Source organism: Novosphingobium acidiphilum DSM 19966 (assembly GCF_000429005.1).
Taxonomy (GTDB): domain Bacteria; phylum Pseudomonadota; class Alphaproteobacteria; order Sphingomonadales; family Sphingomonadaceae; genus Novosphingobium; species Novosphingobium acidiphilum.
The window spans coordinates 37,738-59,536 of record NZ_AUBA01000020.1; the positions used below are offsets into that span (position 1 = coordinate 37,738).

Sequence of the window (21,799 nt, forward strand, 5' to 3'; positions counted from 1 at the left end):
CAAAGGCGTGTGGAAATCCAAGCGGGAAAGCGATAGGGGGTGCCGCCATGTCAAACGAAAACCCCAAATCCGACCGTTACAGCTATGCCCAGGCCGGTGTGAACATCGCCGCGGGCAATGCGCTGGTCAAAGCCATAGGCCCACTGGCCCGCGCCACCGCACGCCCGGGCGCCGATGCCGAGCTGGGCGGCTTCGGCGGGTTTTTCGACTTGCGCGCGGCCGGGTACAAGGATCCGCTGCTGGTGGCGGGTAACGACGGTGTGGGCACCAAGGTCAAATTGGCGATCGATCACGACCGCCACGATGCGATCGGCATCGATCTGGTGGCGATGTGCGTCAACGATCTGATCGTGCAGGGGGCCGAACCGCTGTTCTTTCTGGATTATTTCGCGACGGGCAAGCTGGACAACGGCGTCGCCGAACGCGTGATCGCGGGCATCGCCGAAGGCTGCCGCATCGCCGGATGCGCGCTGATCGGTGGTGAAACCGCCGAAATGCCCGGGATGTATGCGCCCGGCGACTATGATCTGGCGGGCTTTTGCGTGGGCGCGGTCGAACGCGGCGAACAGTTGACCGGCGATGCCGTGGCCGAAGGCGACGTGCTGCTGGGCCTGGCTTCGTCGGGGGTGCATTCCAACGGCTATTCGCTGGTGCGCCGCCTGGCCGCCGACAAGGGCTGGAAAATGGACCGTCCGGCGCTGTTCGACAACGAACGCCTGCTGATCGAGCATCTGATCGAGCCGACGCGGATCTATGTAAAGACGCTGCTGCCATTCATCCGCGCCGGGCGCATCCATGCGCTGGCGCATATCACCGGCGGTGGCCTGCTCGAAAACGTGCCACGCGTGTTGCCCGGGGGTCTGCACGCGCAGATCGACGCCGATGCCTGGGAACAGCCCCGGCTGATGGCATTCCTGCAGGCCCAGGGCCATATCGAGCCCGAGGAAATGGCGCGCACGTTCAACTGCGGCGTGGGCATGGTGCTGGCGGTGGCGCCCGAGCAGGCCACAGCGCTGGCGGCCGATCTGACCGCAGCGGGTGAAGCCGTGTTCACCATCGGCACGATCGTGGCGGGCGAACGCGGCTGCACCGTAACCGGCAGTGCCGAAACCTGGTCCGCGCGCGAGGCGTGGGTGGCCACGCACTGTGCCTGAGCGGCGGCCCCGCGTTCCGGTTGCCGTGCTGCTGTCGGGCGGCGGCACCAACATGGCGGCGCTGCTCTATGCCAGCCGGCTGCCCGACTGTCCTTATGACATCGTGCTGGTCGCGTCGAACAATCCGGCTGCGGGCGGGCTGAAACTGGCCGCGGCCGAAGGCATTGCGACCTTTGCCCTGCCGCACAAGGGCATGGCCCGCGCCGATCATGACGCCGCGATGGAGGCGGCGGTGCTGGATGCGGGCGCGCGTTTCATCGCGATGGCGGGATATATGCGCATACTGGGCGAAGATTTCGTCACGCGCTGGCGCGACCGCATGGTCAATATCCATCCCAGCCTGCTGCCCCGATACACCGGGCTGGACACGCATGCCCGGGCAATTGCCGCAGGCGACAGCCACGGCGGATGCACCGTGCACCTGGTGACCCCCGAACTCGACCAGGGGCCGGTGCTGGGACAGATCCCGGTCGCGATCCTGCCGGGCGACAACGCCGAAACACTGGCCGCGCGGGTGCTGTTTGCCGAACACCAGCTTTATGCCCGGTGCCTGGCCGATCTGGTCGGCCGGGCCCGGTCACCCGGCTGGCTGACCGCTCAGGTGGCGCAACGTGCGCTGGCGCTCCCCCAGACCGATCAGGCGATCAGCCACGGCATGGCCAGCTTTGGCGTGATCAAGGGCAAGAAGTTCGCCTATGTCGCCAGCAACCATCATGGCGATGGGCGCGTTGCGCTGCTGGTCAAGATCAGCGGCGTGGACGAGCAGGACGCGTTGATCGAGCGCGATGACGAACGGTTCTATCGCCCGGCCTATTTTGGCGATGACTGGATCGCGATGCGGCTCGATCACGCCGAACCTGATTGGGATGAGATTGCCCAGTGGCTGCAACGCAGCTGGCTGGCCATTGCACCGCGTCGTCTGGCAGCACTGATCGGCGAATGACCGAGCCGGTCACGCCCAGCCCGTTGCGGGCGATAACCGTGCACAGCGCGCTGCAATCGTTTGCTGAAAACATCGGCGGCCTGTTCATGACCGCGTTTCTGGTGGCGCAAGGGGTGTCGCAACCGCTGGCGCTGGCGGCCTTTGCCGCGCTGGTCATGACGCGCTTTGCGATGCGCGCGATCGTGTTGCCGTTGGCCGTGGGGCGCGGTTTGAAACGCGTGGTCGTGTTGGGGATTGTCATCCGCGCGGCCGGCTATGTCCTGTTGGGCTTTGTCACGCGCGCCGATGGCTGGATGCTGGCCTATGTCCTGGCGATGGGCCTTGGCAGCGTGCTGTACTGGACCGCCTGGCACGCCTACAACGCCGCGATTGCGCAAGGGGCGACGCGCGGACGCCAGGTCAGCCTGCAACAGGCGGCCACCGCCGGGGTGGCGATCGTCGCGCCGGTGATTGGCGGGTTGATCCATGATCGCATGGGGCCGGTCGCAGGCTTTGCGCTGATCGCAGCGATCCAGTTGGCCGCAGCCTGGCCGCTGCTGCGCGCGCCTGACGTGCGCGTGGCGGCGCAGGCCACGGTCGATCGCGCGCTGATCCGTTTTGCCCGCCCGCTCTACTGCGCCGAAGGGCTGCATTCGGGCGCGGTCAATGTCGTGTGGAATCTGGCGCTGTTCGTGTCGCTGGGCGAACGGTTCGGTGCGTTTGGCGGCACGCTGGCGCTGTCGGGTGCGTGCGCTGCAGGCGCCAGCCTGCTGGTCGGGCGCCGGATCGATGCGGGCCAGGGGCGCGCGATGGTGCCGCTGGCCTATGGCTGTGCCGGCCTGGCGGTGCTGGCCAAGGCGATTGCCTGGCGCCATCCGGTCGCCGCCGTTGCCGCCACTGCGCTTGGCGCGGTGGTTACGCCGATTACCCAGGTCGCGCTGCTGGCGCCGCTTTACGCGATGGCGCGCCGGTCGGCCTGCCCGCTGCGATTTGCCATGGCGACCGAGGCCGGGTGGGACCTGGGCTGCGCGCTGGCCTGCATGCTTGCGGCGGGCGCGCTGGCGCTGGGCACCAGTTATACCTGGCCGATCCTGGCCGGGCTGGCGGGGGTGGCGACCGTCACGGTGATGCTGGCACGGTGGTACGCACGGCCCGCCTGATCGCACCGATCACGGGTCAGATCTCGGATTCCGCCACCACCGGACGGCTTTCGCGGGTGCCGCGATAGCGGACGGTATTGTCGTTGGGATCGGGCAGCAGGATCACATGGTCATCATGAACTTCGATCAGCGTGCCGACAAACGGCATGCCGTCCAGGCTGCCAGTCACGCGATAGCTGACCACATCGCCGGGTTTGAACGTCGCTTCGTCGAAATTGAATGCAAACGGGCAATCGCCCCCGCCCATGCCCATCATCGCCACACACCTCCAGCCGTCAGTCTATCCAACAAAAAGGGGCCCGCAAGGGGCCCCTTCGTGGTTCGATGCCGGCGCAGCGATCAGCCGACGATTTCTTCGGGCTTGAAGAAATAGGCGATTTCGATCGCGGCGTTCTCTTCCGAATCCGAACCGTGCACGGTGTTGGCTTCGATCGATTCGGCAAATTCCTTGCGGATCGTGCCGGCATCGGCGTTGGCCGGGTTGGTCGCGCCCATCACGTCGCGGTTGCGCTTGACCGCGTCTTCGCCTTCCAGAACCTGGACCACGACCGGGCCCGAGATCATGAATTCGACCAGGTCGTTGAAGAACGGACGTTCGGCATGGACCGCGTAAAAGCCTTCGGCCTGGGCGCGGCTCAGGTGCAGACGCTTCGACGCGACCACGCGCAGGCCTGCTTCTTCAAGCTTGGCCGTCACCGCGCCGGTCAGGTTGCGACGCGTGGCGTCGGGCTTGATGATCGAAAAGGTGCGGGTAACCGCCATGGTATGGATCCTTGTTGTAAAATTCGTGCGCGGGTCCGGCCCGGGGGTCGGCCCTTGGCCGCGCCCCTAGCCGGGAAAGCCCCTAATCGCAAGACGGCCGATCAGGGCCCCTCGATCCATTTGCCCCCGTCCTGCCGCCAGTAATGGCGTTCGACCCCTTCGCGCTGGCCCAGCATGCGCCAGGTCCCGCGCGCATCGTCGATACGGTCGGGGGGAAACAGCAGGAACGCGCGCGTCATGCCCTGGGTTTCGCGCCACTGGCCATCAGCCAGCGCAACATACCGCGCGCCATTGGCGGGTTCAGGCGCGCTGGCCAGCAGGATCGGCTGACGCGCATCGTGCACGGTGCCGGCATGGCCATGCGCCAGAAATCCATCTGGCACACGCTGCCACAGCGCCGCGCTGATCCGGTCGAGCTGTGCGGCATCGTCGGATACCACCAGCAAACGCTCGCCCGCACCCAGCGTGCTGCGCGCCAGCAGCGGCAGCACCAGTTCGGCCGGGTCGCGCGTCAGTTGATAGAAATCTACGCGCATCGCGCGCCCTGCCCGCGGCACCGGTCGGAACAGTAGCGCACGTTGTCCCAGTCGCGTTCCCACTTCTTGCGCCAGGTGAACGGCAAGCCGCAGGCGGCGCAAAGCTTGCTGGGCAGATCAGCCTTGCGCCGCATCTTTGGCATCAGCTTTCCAGCACGTCGCGCACATAGCGGTCGAGCAGGCGCACGCCGAACCCGGTTGCGCCCTTGTCGTGGGTCGCGCCCGGCTTGTCGGCCCACACCGTGCCGGCGATATCGAGATGCGCCCAGGCCACGCCGTCGTTGATATAGCGTTGCAGGAACTGCGCCGCGGTGATCGATCCGCCAAACCGCGGGCCGACATTCTTCATGTCGGCAATCGCGCTGTCGATCAGTTTGTCATACGTCGGGCCCAGCGGCATCCGCCACAGCTTGTCACCGCTGACTTTGCCCGCCGCATCAAGCTGGCTGGCCAGCAGATCGTCGTTGGCGAACATCCCGGCATATTCGTGGCCGAGCGAGATCATGATCGCGCCGGTCAGCGTGGCCAGATCGACGATCGTCGCGGGCGCATAAGTCCGCTGCACCCAGGTCAGCACATCGCACAGCACCAGCCGCCCTTCGGCATCGGTGTTGATCACTTCGACGGTCTGGCCCGACAGGCTGGTTACGACATCGCCCGGCCGCTGGGCATTGCCGTCGGGCATGTTTTCAACCAGGCCGACCACGCCGATCACGTCGGCCTCGGCCTTGCGCAGCGCCAGCGCCAGCAGCGTGCCCGCCACGGCGCCCGCGCCGCCCATGTCCCATTTCATGTCTTCCATGCCGCCGGCCGGCTTGATCGAGATGCCGCCGGTGTCAAAAGTGACCCCCTTGCCGACAAATGCGGTCGGGCGTGCGCCGGCACGGCCCTTCCAGCGCAGCGCCAGCACGCGTGCCTCGCGCACCGAACCTTGCGCCACGCCCAGCAGCGCACCCATGCCCAGGTCTTCCAGCGCGGCCTTGTCGAGCACCACGATCTCGACACCGGTGCCGGCAAAACGCGCCACGCAGCGTTCGACAAAGCTTGCCGGATAGATCACGTTGGCGGGCTCGGTGACCAGTTCGCGGGTGAATTCGATGCCTTCGGCCAACGCCGCCTCGATCGTCCAGGCGCTGTCACTGCCTTCAGGCGCGCCGATTGCCACGACGGTTTCCAGCGACACTTTCTGGTCGTCGGTCAGCTTGGTCTTGTAGATGTCATAACGCCAGCCGCGCAGACGCGCGCCCAGCAGGACCGCTGCGGCCTCTGCGGCGGTCAGCGCAGACCCGGCAAAATCGATCCCCAGCACGGTTTCGCCAGAGGTCAGGTATTTTGCGACCAGCGCACCGCCGGCGCGCTCGAGCGCGGCCAGCCGGTCGGTGCCGGTGGCCTTGCCGATGCCGGCCAGCGCCAGCCGGGTCAATCCGCCGGCATCGTGGGTGAAGGCTTCGAACACCTGGCCCGTTTTGCCGGTGAAGCGGCTGGCGGCGGCGGCTTCGCGCACCGGTGCGGCCAGATCGGCGGGCAGGCTGCCTTCGGCAACCAGCCGGGCGACCAGACGGGGGCGGGTATCACCGGACGAGGCAAAAACGATGGTCATCAATAACGCTCCTGATCGGTGCCGTGCCCGACATGCCGAGCGGACAGAACCATAAATTGTGGGTTTGCAGTTAAGGCGCGCCGGTGCGATAGGCAAGCGGATGCGACCCCTGACGCGGCCTCCGCGCCAAGCCTTTTTCGTGCGCTTGCAGGCGCTCCAGACCACGGCCCTGCTTGCCCTTGCGGGCATTGGCGGTGTTTTGCCTGTTTCGCAGGTGGCATTCGCCGATCCGGCCAGCGCACCCGCCCAGACAACCACGGCACCCGAATCGACCGCCGCATCGTCCGCCCCGGCCCAGAGTGATCTGGTGCGGTTTGCCGCCGATACGGTGACGTATGAAAACGATGCCGACCTGGTGACGGCAACCGGCAACGTGGTGATGCGGCGCGATGCGCGATCGTTGCGCGCCGACAAGCTGGTGTGGAACCGCACCACCGGCACTATCGTCGCCACCGGCAACGCGCGCTTTGTCGATGAAGACGGCGATGTGCTCTATACCGATCACATCGACCTGACCGACGAATTCAAGGCCGGCGCAACGCAGGATCTGCTGCTTGTGCTGCGCGAAGGCGGGCGCATGGCCGCACAGTCGAGCGAGCGCGATGCCGCAGGCCATGTCGTGCTGCACCAGGCGGTCTACAGCGGCTGCGAAGTGGTGGACGACGCCGGCTGTCCGAAACGACCCAGCTGGGAACTGACCGCGGTGCGCGTGGCCTATAACCCAGACACCAAGATGGTGCGCTATTACGGCGCCAAATTGCGCATTTTCGGCGTGCCGCTGCTGCCGCTGCCGGGGCTGGCGCATGCGTCCGATTTCCATGCCGTGTCGGGGTTGCTGATCCCCACCTTCGGGTCTTCGTCGGCCAACGGCTTTGAAATTGCCAACACCTATTATTGGCGCCTGGCTGACAACCGTGATCTGGCCGTAACGGGCACGCTGTTTACCGGCACCCTGCCGATGGTCGAGGCGCGGTATCGCCAGTTGACCGACAAGGGCGCGTTTCAGGTCAACGGCTATCTGACGTACAGCCGGCAGACCAACGAAACGACCGATTCGAGCGGCGCGCTGGTATCCGACGCCACCGGCAACTTTACCTTGCGCGGGTATATCGAGGCCAACGGCGTGCAGCAGTTGGGCAACGACTGGAGCCTGACCGGCGCGGCACGCTATGTGTCGGACCGCACGTTCCTGTTGCGCTACAACCTGTCGCCCGACACTCGGCTGCGTTCGACCATCGATCTCGAACATGTGTCGCAGGACAGCTATTTCAGCTTTGCCGGCTGGGCCGTGCAGGCCATCGGCGTCAACGATGTGCCGCGCCAACAACCCTTTGCCCTGCCCAGCATCGATTACCGGCAGCGGTTCGACGTGCCCGGAATCGGCGGAAAGCTGGAAGTCGAAGCCAATTCGCTGGCGCTGACCCGCACCGACCAGCAGGACACGCAACGCGCCTTTGCCCGCGCGCAATGGGATCTGCACACGATCACCGCCGGCGGGCAGGAACTGACATTGACCGCGCTGGTGCGGGGCGATGTGTATCACAGCAGCGAAAACGGCCTTTCAACCAACACCACCTACGAAGGCATGCCGGGGTGGCAGGCACGCGGGCTGGCCACGGTTGCCGCGGATCTGAAATGGCCGCTGATCGGGCAGGCGCTGGGCGGCACGCAAGTGCTGACCCCCGAAGTGCAGATCGTCGCCACCCCGCATATCCGCAATTTTGCCATCCCCAACGAGGATTCGCGCGCGGTCGAACTTGAAGACGACAACATCTTCGCGCTGAACCGCTATCCCGGCTATGACCGTGTCGAGGACGGGTTGCGCGTGACGTATGGCCTGGACTGGCGGCTTGATCGGCCGGGCTGGCACGCTTCGGCATCGATCGGCCAGTCGTATCGCACCACCGATCAATCCAGCCTTGTGCCCGACGGCACCGGCCTGGCCGCGCATCTGTCGGACGTGGTCGGCCGGGCGGAAGTGCGATTTCGCGATATTGTCCAGCTGACCGAGCGGTTTCAGCTGGACAAGGACACGCTGCAACTGCGCCGCAACGAATTCGACGCCACCATCGGCGACCATCGCACCTATCTCGAAGTCGGCTATATTGCGCTCAACCGCAGCATTCCCCTGACCTACGAAGATCTGCAGGACAGCAAGGAACTGCGTGTATCGGCGCGCGCCGCATTTGCGCATTACTGGTCGATGTTCGGGTCGGCGGTGGTCAACCTGACCACCAAGGGCGATGACCCGATCACCGGCGGCGACGGGTTCCAGATGATCCGGCACAGGTTGGGTCTGGCCTATACCGATGGCTGCCTGGACCTGTCATTCACCTGGCAGCGCAACTATGTCTCGGCGGGCGATGCGGTGGCTGGCAACGCCTATTCGATCACGCTGTCGCTGCGCAACATCGGCACGCGGTAAGCGGGCCGGCGGTGCTTTTTGGTTCGGGAAAACTTCCCTCGCTGCGTCAAAGGCGCTATCGACCCTCGACGCTCAGCCCTGGTTAAGCCGGATTTGACATGATCCGGCGCAGTCCAGGGCCAGATTTCGCGCCGTTCCTGCAGGCGCACAACAGGATTGATCGACTGCCATGACGTCCGCATTTCGCTTGCTGCCTGCTTCGACGTCGATTTTCCTGCGAGTGGCACTGGCCTGCGGAATGGTCCTGTCGGCCCCCGCAGGCATGTCCGTGGCGCAGGCGCAGGACGCAAATGTTCCGCCGGTCGCGCCCGAACCGCCGCCGGCCGCATCGACCGATGCGCAGGGCAATCTCAATCTGCCGTCGAACCCGCAATTTTTCGGCAAGATGGACCCCAACCATCGCCACGCCACCGCGATCGTCAATGGCGAGATCATCACCGGCACCGACGTTGACCAGCGTTATGCCCTGTTCGCCAATGCCAACGCGGGCAAGCTGAGCCCCGAAGAGCAAGAGCGCCTGCGTGCCCAGGTGATGCGCAACCTGATCGACGAAACCCTGCAGATTCAAGAGGCCAAGGCCGCCGACATCACCATCGGAGACGATGAAGTGAACCAGCGCTTTGCCTATATCGCGCAACAGAACATGAGCAAGGACGCGCCCGCGCTCGAAGCCTATCTTGCCTCGATCGGTTCGGCCGGCGCATCGCTCAAGCGGCAGATCCGCGGCGAAATTGCCTGGCAGCATCTGCTGCGCCGCAATGTGCAGCCCTATATCAACGTGTCCGACAGCGAAGTGCGCGAAATGATGGACCGGCTGAAGGCAGCCAAGGGCACCGAAGAATTCCATCTGGGCGAAATCTTTCTGGCCGCCACCGACGAAACCCGCGCACAAGTGCTGGCCAACGCCAACAAGATTGTCGAGCAGCTGAAAAAGGGCGGCAGCTTTGTCGGCTATGCCCGCCAGTATTCGCAGGCATCGACCGCGGCGGTCGGCGGCGATCTCAGCTGGGTGCGCCTGGCGCAATTGCCCACGCAGATCGCCGGCACGGTGGGGACGATGGGCCCGGGCCAGCTGGCCGGGCCGATCGAAATTCCCGGCGGCTATTCGATCATCTATGTGATCGACAAGCGCCAGGTGCTGACCGCCGATCCGCGCGATGCCGTGCTCAGCCTCAAGCAGATCTCGATCGCCTTCAAGCCCGGCACGCCCGAACGCGATGCCGCCGCCACCGCCAGCACATTTGCCAAGGCGGTGAAGGACATCCACGGCTGCGGCCAGGTCGATGCGATGGCCGCAAAGATCGGCGCCAGCGTGGTCGGCAACGACCAGATCAAGGCGCGCGACCTGCCGCTGGCGCTGCAGGACACGATCCTGAAGCTCGGCGTGGGGGAAGCAACCCCGCCGTTCGGTTCGGTCGAAGATGGCGTGCGCGTGCTGATGCTGTGTGGCCGCGACGATCCCAAGGTCGACAACGGGCCCAGCTTTGAACAGCTGCAGGGCCAGCTGGAAGATGACCGCGTCAACAAGCGCGCGCAGATCTATTTGCGCGATTTGCGCCGCGACGCCGTGATCGAATACAATTGAACCGGTGAAGCCGGTGCTGCCGCTCGCGCTCAGCATGGGCGATCCGGCAGGGGTCGGCCCGGAACTGGCGGTCATGGCATGGGCGCAGGCGCGTGACACCGCCCTGCCGCCCTTTGTCATCATCGGTTCGCACGCGATTATCGCCGCCGCCGCCCGGCACCGCGGCATCACCGCCAGGGTGGTGGCGGTCGAGTCCCCGGCGCAAGCCGCGGACGTGTTCGCAACCGCGCTGCCGGTGATCGATGTGGGCACAGGCAATTACACCCCGGGACAGCCCGACGACGCGGGCGCGGCCCTGGCGCTGGCCAGCCTGACACTGGCGACCGAACTGACCCGCCACGGCGCGACCCGCGCGCTGATCACCGGACCGATCGCCAAAAGCCGTCTGGCGCGGATCGGGTTCAACCACCCGGGTCAGACCGAATTTGTCGCGGCCGCCTGCGCTGTGGCGCCACATGACGCTGTCATGATGCTGGCGGGGCCCCATCTGCGGGTGGTGCCGATCACCGTCCATGTGCCCCTGTCAGACGTGCCACACCTGTTGACCACCAGCCTGATCGCCAGCCGCACCGACATCGCCGCCACCGCGCTGACACGCGATTTCGGCATTGCCGCACCGCGCATCGCCGTGGCCGGGGTGAACCCCCACGCCGGTGAAGATGGCCGGATGGGGCATGAAGATCGCGATGTCATTGCGCCTGCGGTTGCGCGCCTGCGCGCCGCGGGGTTCGCCGCGGTCGGGCCCCTGCCCGCCGATACGATGTTCCATGCCGCCGCCCGGGCGACCTATGACGTGGCGATCTGCATGTACCACGATCAGGCGCTGATCCCGATCAAGGTGCTCGATTTCGATGACGGTGTGAATGTGACACTGGGGCTGCCGATCGTGCGCACCAGCCCCGACCATGGCACCGCCTTTGGCATCGCCGGAACCGGCACCGCGCGCGCAGGCGCTACGATTGCCGCGATCCGCATGGCCGGGCAATGTGCGGACCAACGCGAACATGTCTGAATTTGCCCCCGACCTTCCCCCGTTGCGCGATGTCGTCAACCGCCACGGGCTGCTGGCGCAAAAATCGCTGGGGCAGAATTTCCTGTTCGACGAGCAACTGCTGACGCGCATCGCCGCGGTACCGGGCAACTTGCGCGACGCCGAAGTGCTGGAGGTGGGCCCCGGCCCCGGTGGCCTGACGCGCGCGCTGCTGCGCGCCGGCGCGCGCGTTACCGCGATCGAGATGGACCGCCGCTGCATGCCGGCACTGGCCGAACTGGGCGAAGCTTTTCCCGGCCGGCTGCGCGTGATCGAGGGCGATGCGGTCAAGATCGATCCCGCCAGCCTGTTAGACGGGCCGTATCACATCGCCGCCAATCTGCCCTACAATGTCGGCACCGCGCTGTTCACCGGCTGGTTGTCGGGCCCCGCCTGGCCCCCGCGCTGGCAAAGCCTGACCCTGATGTTTCAGCAGGAAGTGGCCGAACGCGTGATCGCCCGGGCCAATGGCGATGCCTATGGGCGGCTCGCCATCCTGTCGCAGTGGCGCGCCAACCCGCGCATCGCGATGAAGGTGCACCGCAGCGCGTTTACCCCGCCGCCCAAAGTGATGTCGGCGATCGTCCACGTCACGCCCGCGGCGATGCCCGACGGCGTACCGCCGCGCACGCTCGAACGCCTGACCGAGGCCGCGTTCGGCCAGCGTCGCAAGATGCTGCGCCAGTCGCTCAAGGGCCTGCCCGGCGCGCTGCCCGCGCTCGAAGCGCTGGGCATCGATCCGTCACGGCGGGCCGAAACGCTCGAGCTCGGGGAATTCGTGGCCATTGCAAAAGTGATGGCTGCCGGGAAAATCGCCGTCGCGTGATGCGCCGCGGGCTGGCACAGCTGGGCACGGTGCTATGCAGCATACCCGGCATCGCGTTCGCCCAGCCCGATACGATGGGAATGATGGGGGGAACGCTTGGCCCCTATGCCATGATGCAGGATGGCTCGGGCACCGCATGGCAGCCCGCGTCGACCCCGATGCAGGGCCTGATGTGGGCATCGGGCGGATGGACCGGCATGGTCCATGGCTATGCCGACCTGGTGTATGACCGGCAAAGCGGACCACGCGGCGACACCACGGTGTTTTCCGAAAGCATGGTCATGGCGATGGCGCAGCACAGCGCCGGTGCGGGCACGATCACGTTCAAATCGATGCTGTCGCTCGATCCGGCGATGGGCCCGGCCGGCTATCCACTGCTGCTGCAGACCGGCGAAACCGCCAACGGCACCACCGGCCTGGTCGACCGGCAGCACCCGCACAACCTGTTCATGGAAATGGCCGGAGTCTATGCGCTGCCCACAGGCGGCGCGTCGTCGGTGTTCGTGTATCTTGGTTATCCGGGCGAACCCGCGCTGGGGCCGGTGACGTTCATGCACCGGCTGTCGGGCGCCGACAGCCCGGCCGCGCCGATCAGCCACCATTGGCTCGATTCGACGCATATCACCTTTGGCGTGGCCACAGCCGGGTTGGTGCAAGGCCCGGTCAAGATCGAGGCGTCGGCGTTCAACGGCCGCGAACCCGATCAGCATCGCTGGGGCTATCAACCGCTGCGGCTCGATTCATGGTCGGGCCGGATCACGCTGAACCCGCAGCGCGACTGGTCGTTGCAGGTCAGCTATGGCGCGCTGCACAGCCCCGAACAGCTGATGCCCGCGGTGAACCAGCAACGGCTGACCGCGTCGACGACGTACAACCACCGGTTTGCGTTGTGCACTTGGCAGACCACGCTGGCATGGGGCCGCAATCGCGATCGGCCGGGCCATGTGCTCGACGCGGTGCTGTTTGAATCCGCGCTGGTCCTGCCCCGCGACACGGTGTTTGCCCGCGCCGAGGCCGTGCACAAAGACGACCTTGCCCCGCCATCAAGCCAGGTCGCGCGCGTCGGCGAAATCACGCTGGGCTATGTCCACCAGATCCCGATCGCGCGCCATGTCGCGCTGGGCGCGGGGCTGCAGGCGACAGTGGATTTTGTCCCTGCCGCGTTACAGCCCGCCTATCGAGCGTCGGAACCAACCGGCGTCATGCCCTTCGTGCGGATCGCGATCCGATAGGATCAGGCCTTGGCGACGGGCGCATTTTCGCCCAGGTCTTCGAACCATGCCTCGACCGGGCCGCTGAGTTTGATCGTCATCGGATTGCCCTTGCGATCGAGCGTGCGGCCCGCCTGCACCCGCACCCATCCTTCCGAGATGCAATATTCCTCGACATTGTTGCGCACCACACCCTTGAAGCGGATGCCGATGCCCCGCTGCAGCGTGTCCGCATCGAAATGCGGGCTGCGCGGATTGATCGCCAGGCGATCGGGGGGCACGTCGCCAAGCGGCGTTGCGGTTTCGGGCGAAGTGGATTCGATCTCGGTCATGCTGTGCCAAATATCTTGCCCCCCCCACTTGTCAATCGTGCGACGCCGGGATAGAGGCCCGCCCCTGTCCCGACGACACGTCGACAGGACGGGCGCGTAGCTCAGCGGTAGAGCACACCCTTCACACGGGTGGGGTCGCAGGTTCAATCCCTGCCGCGCCCACCATAAAACCCTCTGAAATAAGGGGATTTTATGAGACCCATTCCGCCGGCGAAAATTTTCAAAACGGAAAATAACGGGAACAAACGCCTCATTTCGCGTCGAGCCCGTACAAATCGCGTACACGGACATCATGCCTTCCCCCTCTTTTTGGCCTCGATCGGCCTGAACAGCGTCAGCTTGGTTTTCTCCTCGGCAGCGCGAAGTCCGCGCAGCTGAGCCTCGTGTATCTTCTCTGCCGTTTTCTCGGCATGGGTATAAGTTCTGCGCATCAAGCTGGTGTCGGACCATCCGCCGAAATCGCCGGCGGCCTTCTCATCGATACCCTGCCTGACATTCATTTCCTGACCAAAGCCGTGACGTCCCGCAGCATGGAACGGCAGCAAGTCGATCCCGGCCAGCTTGCACGTCTTAGCCCACCCCTTCCTCGGGCTTGATCGATCCGCGAAGCCAAAGACACGCAGATTTTCGGCTGTCCGCTCGAAGCCCCGCGGATAGAGCCTCGGCAATGAAGCGAGTTCCACGACAAGTTCGCTGGGAACGGCGATCCAACGATCGTCGTGACCTTTGGCAGCGGGAATGCAGACCATGTTCTCGTCCAGCTTCAGGTGACGATCTGGATGCATGGCGATCGCCTGGCTGATCCGGGCGCCGGTCATGAACATGAACATTGCCAGTGCGCCGTGTTGCTTGGGCGCATGTTGGCGAAATTTCAGAAGCCATTCCCAGCTCCCGGGAGTCTTCTTCACCCGGCTTTTGCGCCCACGCTTGAGATCTTGAGCGACCCGTTCTTCCTTGGAATAGCCTTTGATGCGGATCGGGGCGCAGTGGCCAAGATCATGTGCATTGTTGATCACCGAGCGAACCGGGGTCACCACGTGGCGGACCCATGTATCGGTCGACGCATCCGGGTACAGCGCTTCACCCAATTCGCGCACCAGCTTCGGCGTGATGTCGGCCACCGGCAGGGATCCAAACTTGGACAGGATCGGCACGAGATAGCCCGCATCTGCCGCGCTGGGTTTGTAGAGGAGAACCGCGTCGGCGAAGGTGAATTTTGCTGGCGGTTCGGCCAGCGCATCATCGCCTAGGACGTGGCGGCGAATCTGCCTTTCCTCTTCGGCCCGGCACCAGTCCCAAGCGCCCGCTTCTTCAGATGCGCCAGTGCTGCATCGATAGTAGTCGGTAATGGCGGCGCCGAGGTATTCGACGCGGCCGCGAGCCCACCAGGTCGGGCCTCGGCGGAATGGTTCGAGGGGCATGGTTTGCGGCTTTCCAGAATTTGGTCGATTTGGTCGGCGGTGATGATCATCGTCCGGCCGAGACGGTGGCAGGCACCGATGCGGCTCGCCTTTTCGCGGAGGGAGCGCTCGGAGATGATCAGCCCTCGGGTGGACAGCAGCTCGACCCACTCACTGGGCGGCTTCCCCGAGTCGAGAATGGTGGACAGAACAGCCATGTGATGACCTCCACGCGCGTCAGAGCGCTCGTTCGGCACGCAGTGCAGAGTTGACGAGAATGAGGTCAGTCGGCGGCTCGGAACGCCCGACGGCATCGACGAAGTGGCTGGCCACATATTCCTCGATGGCCGTTTCCGGCAGCAGCAGGCGCCCGTTGACGCGAATGTGGGACAGTTGGCCGCGTGCCACCATTCGGCGGATGCGCGATTCCGGCCAGCCACTTTGCGCGGCAAGCTTGGGGAGTGTCAGCAATTGCATAGCTAGCACCTTTTGTAGTAGTTTGGATTCAGAGTTTCGTCGAAACTCACGATTAATGGATTAACTCATGTTTGTGAGTATCGTCAAGTGTGTTTTGCGCGCAGGTGATGCGTGAGCATTGGCGGCCGTTTTCTTGAGGTTCGCAAAGCGCGGGGGCTCAACCAGGTCGATGTCGCTGCGGCGATCGGCGTGTCCCACGGCGCGCTAGTCAATTATGAGAAAGGTCTGCGCGAGCCGCCTGCCGCGGCGATCGTTGCCCTCAGCAAGACCTACAACGTCAACCCAACCTGGCTGTTGCTCGGCGAAGGCCGACCCGATCAAACCAGCGCTGACGAGATCTATGTCCGCTCGATCGACATTGCCTGGGACTACCTGACCCGTGGCGGCGATGAACCGGACAAGGCGGCGCTTATCAAGCTGAGCAGCGCCCTATTTCAATATCTGATGGAGCATGGCGAGATCAGCCCCGCCATGAGCGAGAAGCTTCTATCGCTGAGTGCCTGACCATGAACGACAACCTGCCACCGGCCATAACCGATCAGCGACTCCTCGCCGCGATGATGGCCGTCAACCCGCCGATTGAAAAGTTGATGGCTGATCGACTGACCCTGCGACGGGAGATGAAGGAAGCTCAAGAACGGCTCGAACTGGAAAGGCAGCGAGCCCTGGAGTTATCCCATGTTCGCGACGTGTCGATCCCGCGATACATCGCTCTCGCCAAGGCGTTCACAGTCACCGCCGCGGTCCTAGCGCTGTTCGCGCTTGGTTTTGCCATCTTCACTGGTCTTCTGGAGATCAAACTCCCCGCATCCCTCTTTGCCTCTCTGCTGTTGCCCCTCTGGCTGGTCGACACGGCAGAACGACAGTTTGGTCGTTGGGAATTTCGATCTGGCCGATCCATCCGGTTCAGGTTTGTAGCCTCGAGCCGCTAACGGAATACCAGCAGCCACCGAAGCCTTGCTGTTTCGGCCAAAATAGATACCACTGCCGACGCGATAGCCGGACCAGACCCACACTTCTGAATGGGCCTGATCCTATGAACCGTCTAATGTACTGTGCTGCGACGGCATCACTTATCTGGTCGAATGCCGGGCTAGCCCGAAATGTCGATCTCGAGAGTTTCGCAAAACCGAGCGGACCATCTGGGCGATTCGTCTTGCAGCCGTCCCCGACGCTGCATGTCGACGCCCAAGCTGCGCCCCCTCAAGGCAACAGCCTTGCCCAGGCATTCGAAGCGCTTGCTGACGGCGATAACTCCGGATCTACCGTTCCCGCATCGGCAGACCATTCATATTGGCGAGACCAGCTTTACGGCAACGCCGAGGCACCATTATGCGCCAGAGAGCCGTATCAGCCGAATCCGGCCTTGCCCGCTTCTGCTGAACGGCGTCGCGCTACTTGGTATCCCGCCATGGTCGCCGCGGCCTGTGAAGCCGGACTGCCTCCACTTTTGCTTGACGCGCTCATCATCCAGGAAAGCCGGTATAACCCCAGCGCGCTAAGCCCAAAGGGGGCCGCCGGGATATCCCAGTTGATGCCGGACCGGGCTCGATCGCTCGGCGTTCGCAACGTCTGGAACCCTATCGACAGCTTGCGCGGCGGCGCCCGTTACATGCGTGTCCTCCTGAATGAATTCGGACGGTTCGACCTCGCGCTTGCAGCGTATAACGCCGGCGAAGGCCGTGTTCGGCGCAAACTGGAGGTGCCGCATATCCCGGAAACTCTGGGATACGTCTCTGGAGTCTTGCTCACGATGCGAAACGAAATCGCCCGCAGGCAGGTCCTGATGGCAGGACTTTCGCAATAGGTCGCGTTGAGAACGGTCCTGCGTTGCACCCGCCACCCATACTCCGTGGAGGGGAAACGCCCTCGACGATGCCTGAGCGGGAACCTTCGCGCAAACGGCAATTGACGCGTACGGCGATTTGCCGTACAGATTTTGCCCAAAGGAGATACGACATGTTCGCTCTCGAACCAATCGCTACGACGCCCGGCAAGATGGAGGCGCGCAAGGAACTGCGGATGCACCGCGCCGATGAAGAGCGGATCAAGGCCGCCGCCGCCGCAACCGGCCTGCAGGAAGCCGACTTCATCCGTCAAGCTGCACTGTTGCGTGCACAGGAGGTCGAGCAGCGTATGGCCTTGTCAATTCTGCCGCGTGAAACCTTCGATGCATTCCAGGCAGCTGTTGCAGCGCCAGGGAAGGTCGTCCCTGGATTGGCGCAGGCGATGAAGGCATCGGAGGGCGTTCTGAAGGATGCCGGCTGAACCATCGAATGAAGCTCGCTCGCTGACAATCGCCAAATTCGACAAGGCGCTGCATGATCGCAGCGCCTTTTCTTGCGGCTTCCCGCCCATCGACAATTTTCTGAAATCCTCCCTGTCGGATCAGGTCCGCGACGGCATGGTGACGGCATGGCTGGCAACGGCTGACGTTGATCGTGCGGTACTGGGTTTCTACACGCTCGGGGCTATGGCGGTGCGATCCAACTTCGGCCCAAAGGCGTGGCAACGTGCGCGCGTGCCGGATGTTCCGGTGATCTACATTCGCGCGGTGGCGGTTCATGAAGGCATGCAAGGTAGGGGACTCGGTACGGCGCTCGTGATCGATGCGATCACACGCTGCGCCACCATTGCCGAGCAGATGGGAGCGGCGGCCATTGTCCTCGATGTGCTTCAGCATGATCATTTCGAGCGGCGATGGAAGTTTTACGCCGATCTGGGCTTTCAGTCCTTGCGGGATCCCGACAACCCCACTCGCGTCTACATATCTATGGCCGATGTGCGAGCGACGCTGGCTCAAAAGTGACGCAGGACAGAGGATCAAAAGCAATTGCACCAGCGATAGGGCAAGCCGTTTGCTAGCCGGGAACGGTGGCCATGAGGGCTGGCCCCCTACAACTCCGGCAGATTCACAAAATCATCCCGCCGGTTCCTGATCTGCTCTTCATTCGTGATGATGGTCCTCACCAGCCAGTCCGACAGGCGGTCCTCAGCCCTCAGGGTCAAGGGTTCGATTGGGAAATTGGCTCGATCGATCAGTTTGGCGACGACGGGCTTCATCAGCTGCATGACAAGACCTAGCCCGCATAATTCACCCGGTTGAGTTTGGCGCTCCCAGTTTCGAGCATTTGGCGTCAGCCGGGCATAGCTGATCGTCCCCGGCGGTGGGCCAGGGTTTCGGTGGATGAAGGCTTGCAGGTTGACGGGTACGCACCGCGATGCCGAAACGATCCGTCTGGCGCACCGTCCAGTTCGACACCTTGCGCCTGCGCCTCATCAAGATCGCCGCCCGCGTCACCGAGTTGAAGACCTTGATCCGCGTGCAGTGGCCAACGGCATGTCCTGATCAACACATCTTCCGGATCGCCCTTGCGCGCATCCCGCGCCTCGTCACCTGAACGTCGTGGCAAGCACGCCAAATCGAACCTGTACCCGTCAACCTGCAAGCCTTCATCCACCGAAACCCTGGCCCACCGCCGGGGACGATCAGCTATGCCCGGCTGACGCCAAATGCTCGAAACTGGGAGCGCCAAACTCAACCGGGTGAATTATGCGGGCTAGATCGCAATGCTAGCCAATGCCTCTTCAGCATCATCACGCACGAGGTGCCCGTAGTGCTTTTCGATCATGGCAACGCTCGTGCCGGAGAGCTGCGCCACGGTGAGGATGGGCAGGCGGGCGCGGATCAGATCGGTAATGACGCTATGGCGAAGGGTGTAGGCGGATGCAGCACCGGGCAGGCCAGCCGCCTTAACCGCATCCTTGACCGGATATTTCCATGCGTCCTTGTTCCATGCCGCCCCATCAGCGCGGGCGAAGATCGATGCGGCTGGCAGTTTGTTCTTCACCTGCACTTCAAAGAAGTCGGAAATCACCTTCGGCATGGTAAGCTGGCGCGGGTTGCCGTTCTTGTCCTTGCCAACCGTGAGCGCACGGGTGCGCTTGTCGAAGTCGCCCACCTTGAGCGCCGCCAACGCTCCGGGGCGCAGCGGCAAGAGGCACAAGGCCTTCACGAAGGGTTGCGCCTCATCGCACGTGGCATCGATCAGCGCCTTGCGATCATCACGGTCTAGATAAAGTTCCCGGCGCTTGTCCGCCCCCTTGAACGGGCGCAACGCCTCTTGCCATGCCGCATCCGTGTTCGGCGCACCCGGCTTCAGCACCATGCCCAGCGCGGCGCGCAGCGGCACCATGTCGCGGTTGACGGTCGATTGCGAGCGCGGCTTCATACGCTTCAGGTCCGCAACTTTCGTGCGCGTCACCAGTGCCGGTGCTTGCTCCAGCCGCTTGCGCCATGCCTTCAGATGGTGCCGCCGGAGCTTGTCGAGCTTCACCTTGGCAATGGGATCAGAATAGACGTGCCGCCGGAAAACCCCTTCGGCAATCGATCCGGGCTTTTGCTCCAGATAGGCATCACAAGCGTCCTTGACCGTTTCCATGTCACGGGCACGCTCACCGCCGGTTTCGACCGTTTCCGCCCATGTCTCGGCATCAGTTCTGGCCTGCTTGAAAACATCATGGCCTGACAGGGTGCCATAATCGCCCAACCGCTTGCGGGCATTGCGGTTGGCTTCGGCATCATAGAAGCGGGCAAACCAAGTGCCCCCGGCTTTCCTCTTGGAAGGACGATAGCCGAGATAAACACCTTGGCGCAGCCGTTGCCAGTGCGGCTCATCACCAGCCTTCGGCTTCAGCTTTTCGCGCTCTCCGATACGGCTCAGATCGGGCATTTTTCGGCTCTCCAAAAATCCATGAAAAAAACATGAAAAACATATGCGCACGCACCCGCACGCCCATGACTGTTTTTAAATGATTTTTGATCCGTGTAAATACGCCAAAAGCCGATTTCCCACCCTTCACACGGGTGGGGTCGCAGGTTCAAACCCTGCCGCGCCCACCATAAATCCCCCGATTACGGATTTATGGGCGGACATGCTCGCCCACGGTCGAGCCGGTCAAAAGACCGCGTGGTCCCCCCGTTCAACCGGCTGCGCACCATCGATCACCGCGCGATAATACTCGAACAGCGTCTGCGTGCCGGCCGAGGGCGTGGCCTCGGCATCGTATCGCCCGGTTGCCGGATCGCGCACCAGCATCGATTCGGTGGCGTAATAACGCCCGATCCGCGCGAGTTCGGCCTTGACCGCCAACGACGGCACGATCCGCCCGACCAGGCCAAGCGCCGCCGCGATCGTATCGAGCAGGGCCACCGGCACGCGAGAAAACCGGGGTGCCCGGCCCAGCATGGCAAACAGCGCCTCGCCCTGCTGGCGCGGGGTGATCGCCGGGCCGGGGCCGCCGATCGGCAGGATGCGGTTCCACCGGCTGCCATCGGTCAGACAATCGGCGATATATTCGGCCAGGTCGTGATCGCTGATCGGCTTGCACGCGGTCAGCGTGCCATCGCCGAACACCAGAAACGGCTTGCCCCGCCGTACCCGCTCGATCTGCCCCGACAGCGATTTGAAAAAGGCGGTTGGCCGCACGATCGAATAGCGCAGCCCTGACGCGATCAGTGCCGCCTCGAACGCCAGCTTGGCGTGCTGAAATGCCAGGCGCGGCTTTTGCACGCAGATTGCCGAGACCAGCACAAACTGCGCGACACCGGCGGCCTGTGCCGCGTCCAGCACATGGCAATGCGCGCGGTGGTCGATGGCCCAGGCATCATCGGGTGTGCCGGTGCGCGAAGCCATGCACGACACCACCGCGTCAACGCGTTCGCCTGCAAAGCCGTTGCGTGCCACCGACGCGCGATCGGCAAAATCCACCTGCCGGATCGACACCCCCGGGATGTCAGCCGGCGCGCGCACCAGGCAAACCACATCATGGCCGCGCTGCACCAGGGCGGCAGCCGTGGCGCGGCCGATCGTGCCTGTGGCACCCAGCATGGCTATGCGACGTGGTGCCGCCGCCGGCTGTGCGTCTGTCGTTCTGGCTTGATCGATATCCACAGTCACCCCGCGCCGGGCGATGGTATGGCGGTGGCGACCTGCGGCGCAAGGCCAAATCGGTGCGGCGGCACAAGCCACCCACAACCGTGGGCTAGGCGGCGTGGACAAATTTGAGCCAGTATCTGGCTGAGGCGATATGGACCATGCTGAGGAAGCTTTCTGCAAGCTGATCGTAGCGGGTAGCGATGGCGCGGTTGATTTTCAGGCGCCCGAAGAAGCGTTCGATGTGATTGCGTTCCTTGTAGAGCGTGCGATCATGTTCGACTTTAATCCGGCGGTTTGAGCGACCCGGGATGACGGCTTGGATGTTGCGATTGGCAAGATCGGCTCGGATTGCGTCTGCGTCGTACCCCTTGTCGGCCAGGAGCGCCTTTGGTGCTCGTTCCGGCAATGCAATCAAAGTGTTATACGCCTTGCAATCGGCT

25 protein-coding genes, 1 tRNA gene and 1 pseudogene are annotated in these 21,799 nt (G+C 64.0%); 15 read left to right on the forward strand and 12 right to left on the reverse strand.

Features of this window, described 5'->3' with window-relative positions; translation table 11 throughout:
• Positions 1–47 precede the first annotated feature (47 nt).
• Genes purM through G404_RS0115175 form a run of 3 tightly spaced genes read left to right on the forward strand, consistent with a single transcriptional unit; the run spans position 48 to position 3,236 of the window.
• A complete protein-coding gene (purM, locus tag G404_RS0115165) occupies positions 48–1,154 on the forward strand; it encodes a phosphoribosylformylglycinamidine cyclo-ligase (RefSeq protein ID WP_028641840.1) in 1,107 nt (368 codons plus the stop codon).
• Positions 1,147–2,097, forward strand: coding sequence for a phosphoribosylglycinamide formyltransferase (gene purN, locus G404_RS0115170; protein WP_028641841.1), 951 nt, complete (start codon positions 1,147–1,149; stop codon positions 2,095–2,097). The genes purM and purN overlap by 8 nt, the downstream gene beginning before the upstream one ends.
• Positions 2,094–3,236 (forward strand): MFS transporter, encoded by a 1,143-nt coding sequence (locus G404_RS0115175; RefSeq protein WP_028641842.1) that lies wholly within the window; start codon positions 2,094–2,096, stop codon positions 3,234–3,236. The genes purN and G404_RS0115175 overlap by 4 nt, the downstream gene beginning before the upstream one ends.
• Before the next feature lie 16 nt (positions 3,237–3,252).
• On the opposite strand, the gene G404_RS0115180 is transcribed toward G404_RS0115175, so the two are convergent.
• The 5 genes from G404_RS0115180 to G404_RS0115200 all read right to left on the reverse strand — a co-directional run bounded on the left by G404_RS0115180 (position 3,253) and on the right by G404_RS0115200 (position 6,134).
• Positions 3,253–3,492 (reverse strand): reeler domain-containing protein, encoded by a 240-nt coding sequence (locus tag G404_RS0115180; protein ID WP_028641843.1) that lies wholly within the window; start codon positions 3,490–3,492, stop codon positions 3,253–3,255.
• Positions 3,493–3,575: 83 nt separating this feature from the next.
• Positions 3,576–3,998, reverse strand: a complete 423-nt coding sequence (ndk, locus tag G404_RS0115185; RefSeq protein ID WP_028641844.1) for a nucleoside-diphosphate kinase — start codon at positions 3,996–3,998, stop codon at positions 3,576–3,578.
• A 101-nt stretch (positions 3,999–4,099) separates the two neighbouring features.
• Positions 4,100–4,534 carry a DNA polymerase III subunit chi gene (locus tag G404_RS0115190; protein ID WP_028641845.1) on the reverse strand — a complete coding sequence of 145 codons (435 nt, stop codon included), beginning with the start codon at positions 4,532–4,534 and terminating at the stop codon, positions 4,100–4,102.
• Positions 4,525–4,677, reverse strand: a complete 153-nt coding sequence (locus G404_RS20140; RefSeq protein ID WP_084601368.1) for a DUF2256 domain-containing protein — start codon at positions 4,675–4,677, stop codon at positions 4,525–4,527. The genes G404_RS0115190 and G404_RS20140 overlap by 10 nt, the downstream gene beginning before the upstream one ends.
• Positions 4,677–6,134, reverse strand: a complete 1,458-nt coding sequence (locus tag G404_RS0115200) for a leucyl aminopeptidase (protein ID WP_028641846.1) — start codon at positions 6,132–6,134, stop codon at positions 4,677–4,679. The genes G404_RS20140 and G404_RS0115200 overlap by 1 nt, the downstream gene beginning before the upstream one ends.
• 214 nt (positions 6,135–6,348) lie before the next feature.
• On the opposite strand from G404_RS0115200, the gene G404_RS0115205 reads away from it, so the two are divergent.
• The 5 genes from G404_RS0115205 to G404_RS19280 all read left to right on the forward strand — a co-directional run bounded on the left by G404_RS0115205 (position 6,349) and on the right by G404_RS19280 (position 13,232).
• Positions 6,349–8,559, forward strand: a complete 2,211-nt coding sequence (locus G404_RS0115205) for an LPS-assembly protein LptD (RefSeq protein ID WP_245584552.1) — start codon at positions 6,349–6,351, stop codon at positions 8,557–8,559.
• 169 nt (positions 8,560–8,728) lie between these two features.
• Entirely contained in the window at positions 8,729–10,144 is a 1,416-nt protein-coding gene (locus tag G404_RS0115210; RefSeq protein ID WP_028641848.1) for a peptidylprolyl isomerase, read from the forward strand.
• Positions 10,140–11,156, forward strand: a complete 1,017-nt coding sequence (gene pdxA, locus G404_RS0115215; protein WP_028641849.1) for a 4-hydroxythreonine-4-phosphate dehydrogenase PdxA — start codon at positions 10,140–10,142, stop codon at positions 11,154–11,156. The genes G404_RS0115210 and pdxA overlap by 5 nt, the downstream gene beginning before the upstream one ends.
• Positions 11,149–12,000 (forward strand): 16S rRNA (adenine(1518)-N(6)/adenine(1519)-N(6))-dimethyltransferase RsmA, encoded by an 852-nt coding sequence (rsmA, locus tag G404_RS0115220; RefSeq protein ID WP_028641850.1) that lies wholly within the window; start codon positions 11,149–11,151, stop codon positions 11,998–12,000. The genes pdxA and rsmA overlap by 8 nt, the downstream gene beginning before the upstream one ends.
• A complete protein-coding gene (locus tag G404_RS19280) occupies positions 11,997–13,232 on the forward strand; it encodes a hypothetical protein (RefSeq protein WP_051280793.1) in 1,236 nt (411 codons plus the stop codon). The genes rsmA and G404_RS19280 overlap by 4 nt, the downstream gene beginning before the upstream one ends.
• A 2-nt stretch (positions 13,233–13,234) precedes the next feature.
• Here the strand turns inward: G404_RS19280 and G404_RS0115230 are convergent, their stop codons facing one another.
• The gene (locus G404_RS0115230) at positions 13,235–13,543 is read right to left on the reverse strand and encodes a DUF3297 family protein (RefSeq protein ID WP_028641851.1); all 309 of its coding nucleotides are present in this window, start codon (positions 13,541–13,543) and stop codon (positions 13,235–13,237) included.
• A gap of 90 nt (positions 13,544–13,633) precedes the next feature.
• Here G404_RS0115230 and G404_RS0115235 point away from each other — a divergent pair.
• Positions 13,634–13,708 (forward strand) — tRNA-Val (locus G404_RS0115235).
• A 125-nt stretch (positions 13,709–13,833) separates the two neighbouring features.
• Here G404_RS0115235 and G404_RS0115240 read toward each other — a convergent pair.
• Together G404_RS0115240 and G404_RS19285 are read right to left on the reverse strand one after the other, a co-directional pair.
• A complete protein-coding gene (locus G404_RS0115240; protein WP_028641852.1) occupies positions 13,834–14,964 on the reverse strand; it encodes a tyrosine-type recombinase/integrase in 1,131 nt (376 codons plus the stop codon).
• Positions 14,965–15,180: 216 nt separating this feature from the next.
• Positions 15,181–15,420: a MerR family transcriptional regulator gene (locus tag G404_RS19285; protein WP_036521649.1), complete on the reverse strand. Its 240-nt coding sequence runs from the start codon at positions 15,418–15,420 to the stop codon at positions 15,181–15,183.
• A gap of 111 nt (positions 15,421–15,531) precedes the next feature.
• On the opposite strand from G404_RS19285, the gene G404_RS0115255 reads away from it, so the two are divergent.
• The 5 genes from G404_RS0115255 to G404_RS19905 all read left to right on the forward strand — a co-directional run bounded on the left by G404_RS0115255 (position 15,532) and on the right by G404_RS19905 (position 18,229).
• A complete protein-coding gene (locus G404_RS0115255; protein WP_028641853.1) occupies positions 15,532–15,924 on the forward strand; it encodes a helix-turn-helix domain-containing protein in 393 nt (130 codons plus the stop codon).
• 2 nt (positions 15,925–15,926) lie between these two features.
• Positions 15,927–16,352, forward strand: a complete 426-nt coding sequence (locus G404_RS0115260; protein WP_028641854.1) for a hypothetical protein — start codon at positions 15,927–15,929, stop codon at positions 16,350–16,352.
• 224 nt (positions 16,353–16,576) lie between these two features.
• Positions 16,577–17,227, forward strand: a complete 651-nt coding sequence (locus tag G404_RS20895) for a lytic transglycosylase domain-containing protein (protein ID WP_245584553.1) — start codon at positions 16,577–16,579, stop codon at positions 17,225–17,227.
• Positions 17,228–17,379: 152 nt separating this feature from the next.
• Positions 17,380–17,688, forward strand: coding sequence for a type II toxin -antitoxin system TacA 1-like antitoxin (locus G404_RS0115270; RefSeq protein ID WP_028641855.1), 309 nt, complete (start codon positions 17,380–17,382; stop codon positions 17,686–17,688).
• On the forward strand, positions 17,678–18,229 hold the full coding sequence (locus G404_RS19905; RefSeq protein WP_028641856.1) for a GNAT family N-acetyltransferase: 552 nt from the start codon (positions 17,678–17,680) through the stop codon (positions 18,227–18,229). The genes G404_RS0115270 and G404_RS19905 overlap by 11 nt, the downstream gene beginning before the upstream one ends.
• A gap of 86 nt (positions 18,230–18,315) precedes the next feature.
• Here the strand turns inward: G404_RS19905 and G404_RS20410 are convergent, their stop codons facing one another.
• Positions 18,316–18,492 carry a hypothetical protein gene (locus G404_RS20410; protein ID WP_156906321.1) on the reverse strand — a complete coding sequence of 59 codons (177 nt, stop codon included), beginning with the start codon at positions 18,490–18,492 and terminating at the stop codon, positions 18,316–18,318.
• A 137-nt stretch (positions 18,493–18,629) separates the two neighbouring features.
• Here G404_RS20410 and G404_RS19305 point away from each other — a divergent pair.
• Positions 18,630–18,821, forward strand: a pseudogene (locus G404_RS19305) (transposase); the annotation flags it as partial.
• A gap of 159 nt (positions 18,822–18,980) precedes the next feature.
• On the opposite strand, the gene G404_RS0115290 reads toward G404_RS19305, so the two are convergent.
• The 3 genes from G404_RS0115290 to G404_RS0115300 form a co-directional block, all read right to left on the reverse strand.
• The gene (locus G404_RS0115290; protein WP_028641858.1) at positions 18,981–20,153 is read right to left on the reverse strand and encodes a tyrosine-type recombinase/integrase; all 1,173 of its coding nucleotides are present in this window, start codon (positions 20,151–20,153) and stop codon (positions 18,981–18,983) included.
• A gap of 225 nt (positions 20,154–20,378) precedes the next feature.
• A complete protein-coding gene (locus G404_RS0115295; RefSeq protein ID WP_028641859.1) occupies positions 20,379–21,311 on the reverse strand; it encodes an NAD(P)H-binding protein in 933 nt (310 codons plus the stop codon).
• Between the two features lie 154 nt (positions 21,312–21,465).
• A partial coding sequence (locus G404_RS0115300) for a transposase (RefSeq protein WP_156906322.1) occupies positions 21,466–21,799 on the reverse strand: 334 nt, incomplete at its 5' end.

Coding starts and splice junctions, on each gene's coding strand:
- G404_RS0115190 (WP_028641845.1), bottom strand. CDS start 4,534: ATGCGCGTAGATTTCTATCAACTGACGCGCGACCCGGCCGAACTGGTG.
- G404_RS0115180 (WP_028641843.1), bottom strand. CDS start 3,492: ATGATGGGCATGGGCGGGGGCGATTGCCCGTTTGCATTCAATTTCGAC.
- ndk (WP_028641844.1), bottom strand. CDS start 3,998: ATGGCGGTTACCCGCACCTTTTCGATCATCAAGCCCGACGCCACGCGT.
- G404_RS0115230 (WP_028641851.1), bottom strand. CDS start 13,543: ATGACCGAGATCGAATCCACTTCGCCCGAAACCGCAACGCCGCTTGGC.
- G404_RS0115210 (WP_028641848.1), top strand. CDS start 8,729: ATGACGTCCGCATTTCGCTTGCTGCCTGCTTCGACGTCGATTTTCCTG.
- G404_RS20410 (WP_156906321.1), bottom strand. CDS start 18,492: ATGCAGCTGATGAAGCCCGTCGTCGCCAAACTGATCGATCGAGCCAAT.
- G404_RS0115295 (WP_028641859.1), bottom strand. CDS start 21,311: ATGCTGGGTGCCACAGGCACGATCGGCCGCGCCACGGCTGCCGCCCTG.
- G404_RS0115290 (WP_028641858.1), bottom strand. CDS start 20,153: ATGCCCGATCTGAGCCGTATCGGAGAGCGCGAAAAGCTGAAGCCGAAG.
- purM (WP_028641840.1), top strand. CDS start 48: ATGTCAAACGAAAACCCCAAATCCGACCGTTACAGCTATGCCCAGGCC.
- G404_RS0115270 (WP_028641855.1), top strand. CDS start 17,380: ATGTTCGCTCTCGAACCAATCGCTACGACGCCCGGCAAGATGGAGGCG.
- G404_RS0115175 (WP_028641842.1), top strand. CDS start 2,094: ATGACCGAGCCGGTCACGCCCAGCCCGTTGCGGGCGATAACCGTGCAC.
- G404_RS19905 (WP_028641856.1), top strand. CDS start 17,678: ATGCCGGCTGAACCATCGAATGAAGCTCGCTCGCTGACAATCGCCAAA.
- G404_RS19285 (WP_036521649.1), bottom strand. CDS start 15,420: ATGCAATTGCTGACACTCCCCAAGCTTGCCGCGCAAAGTGGCTGGCCG.
- G404_RS0115260 (WP_028641854.1), top strand. CDS start 15,927: ATGAACGACAACCTGCCACCGGCCATAACCGATCAGCGACTCCTCGCC.
- rsmA (WP_028641850.1), top strand. CDS start 11,149: ATGTCTGAATTTGCCCCCGACCTTCCCCCGTTGCGCGATGTCGTCAAC.
- G404_RS0115240 (WP_028641852.1), bottom strand. CDS start 14,964: ATGCCCCTCGAACCATTCCGCCGAGGCCCGACCTGGTGGGCTCGCGGC.
- G404_RS0115200 (WP_028641846.1), bottom strand. CDS start 6,134: ATGACCATCGTTTTTGCCTCGTCCGGTGATACCCGCCCCCGTCTGGTC.
- G404_RS20140 (WP_084601368.1), bottom strand. CDS start 4,677: ATGCCAAAGATGCGGCGCAAGGCTGATCTGCCCAGCAAGCTTTGCGCC.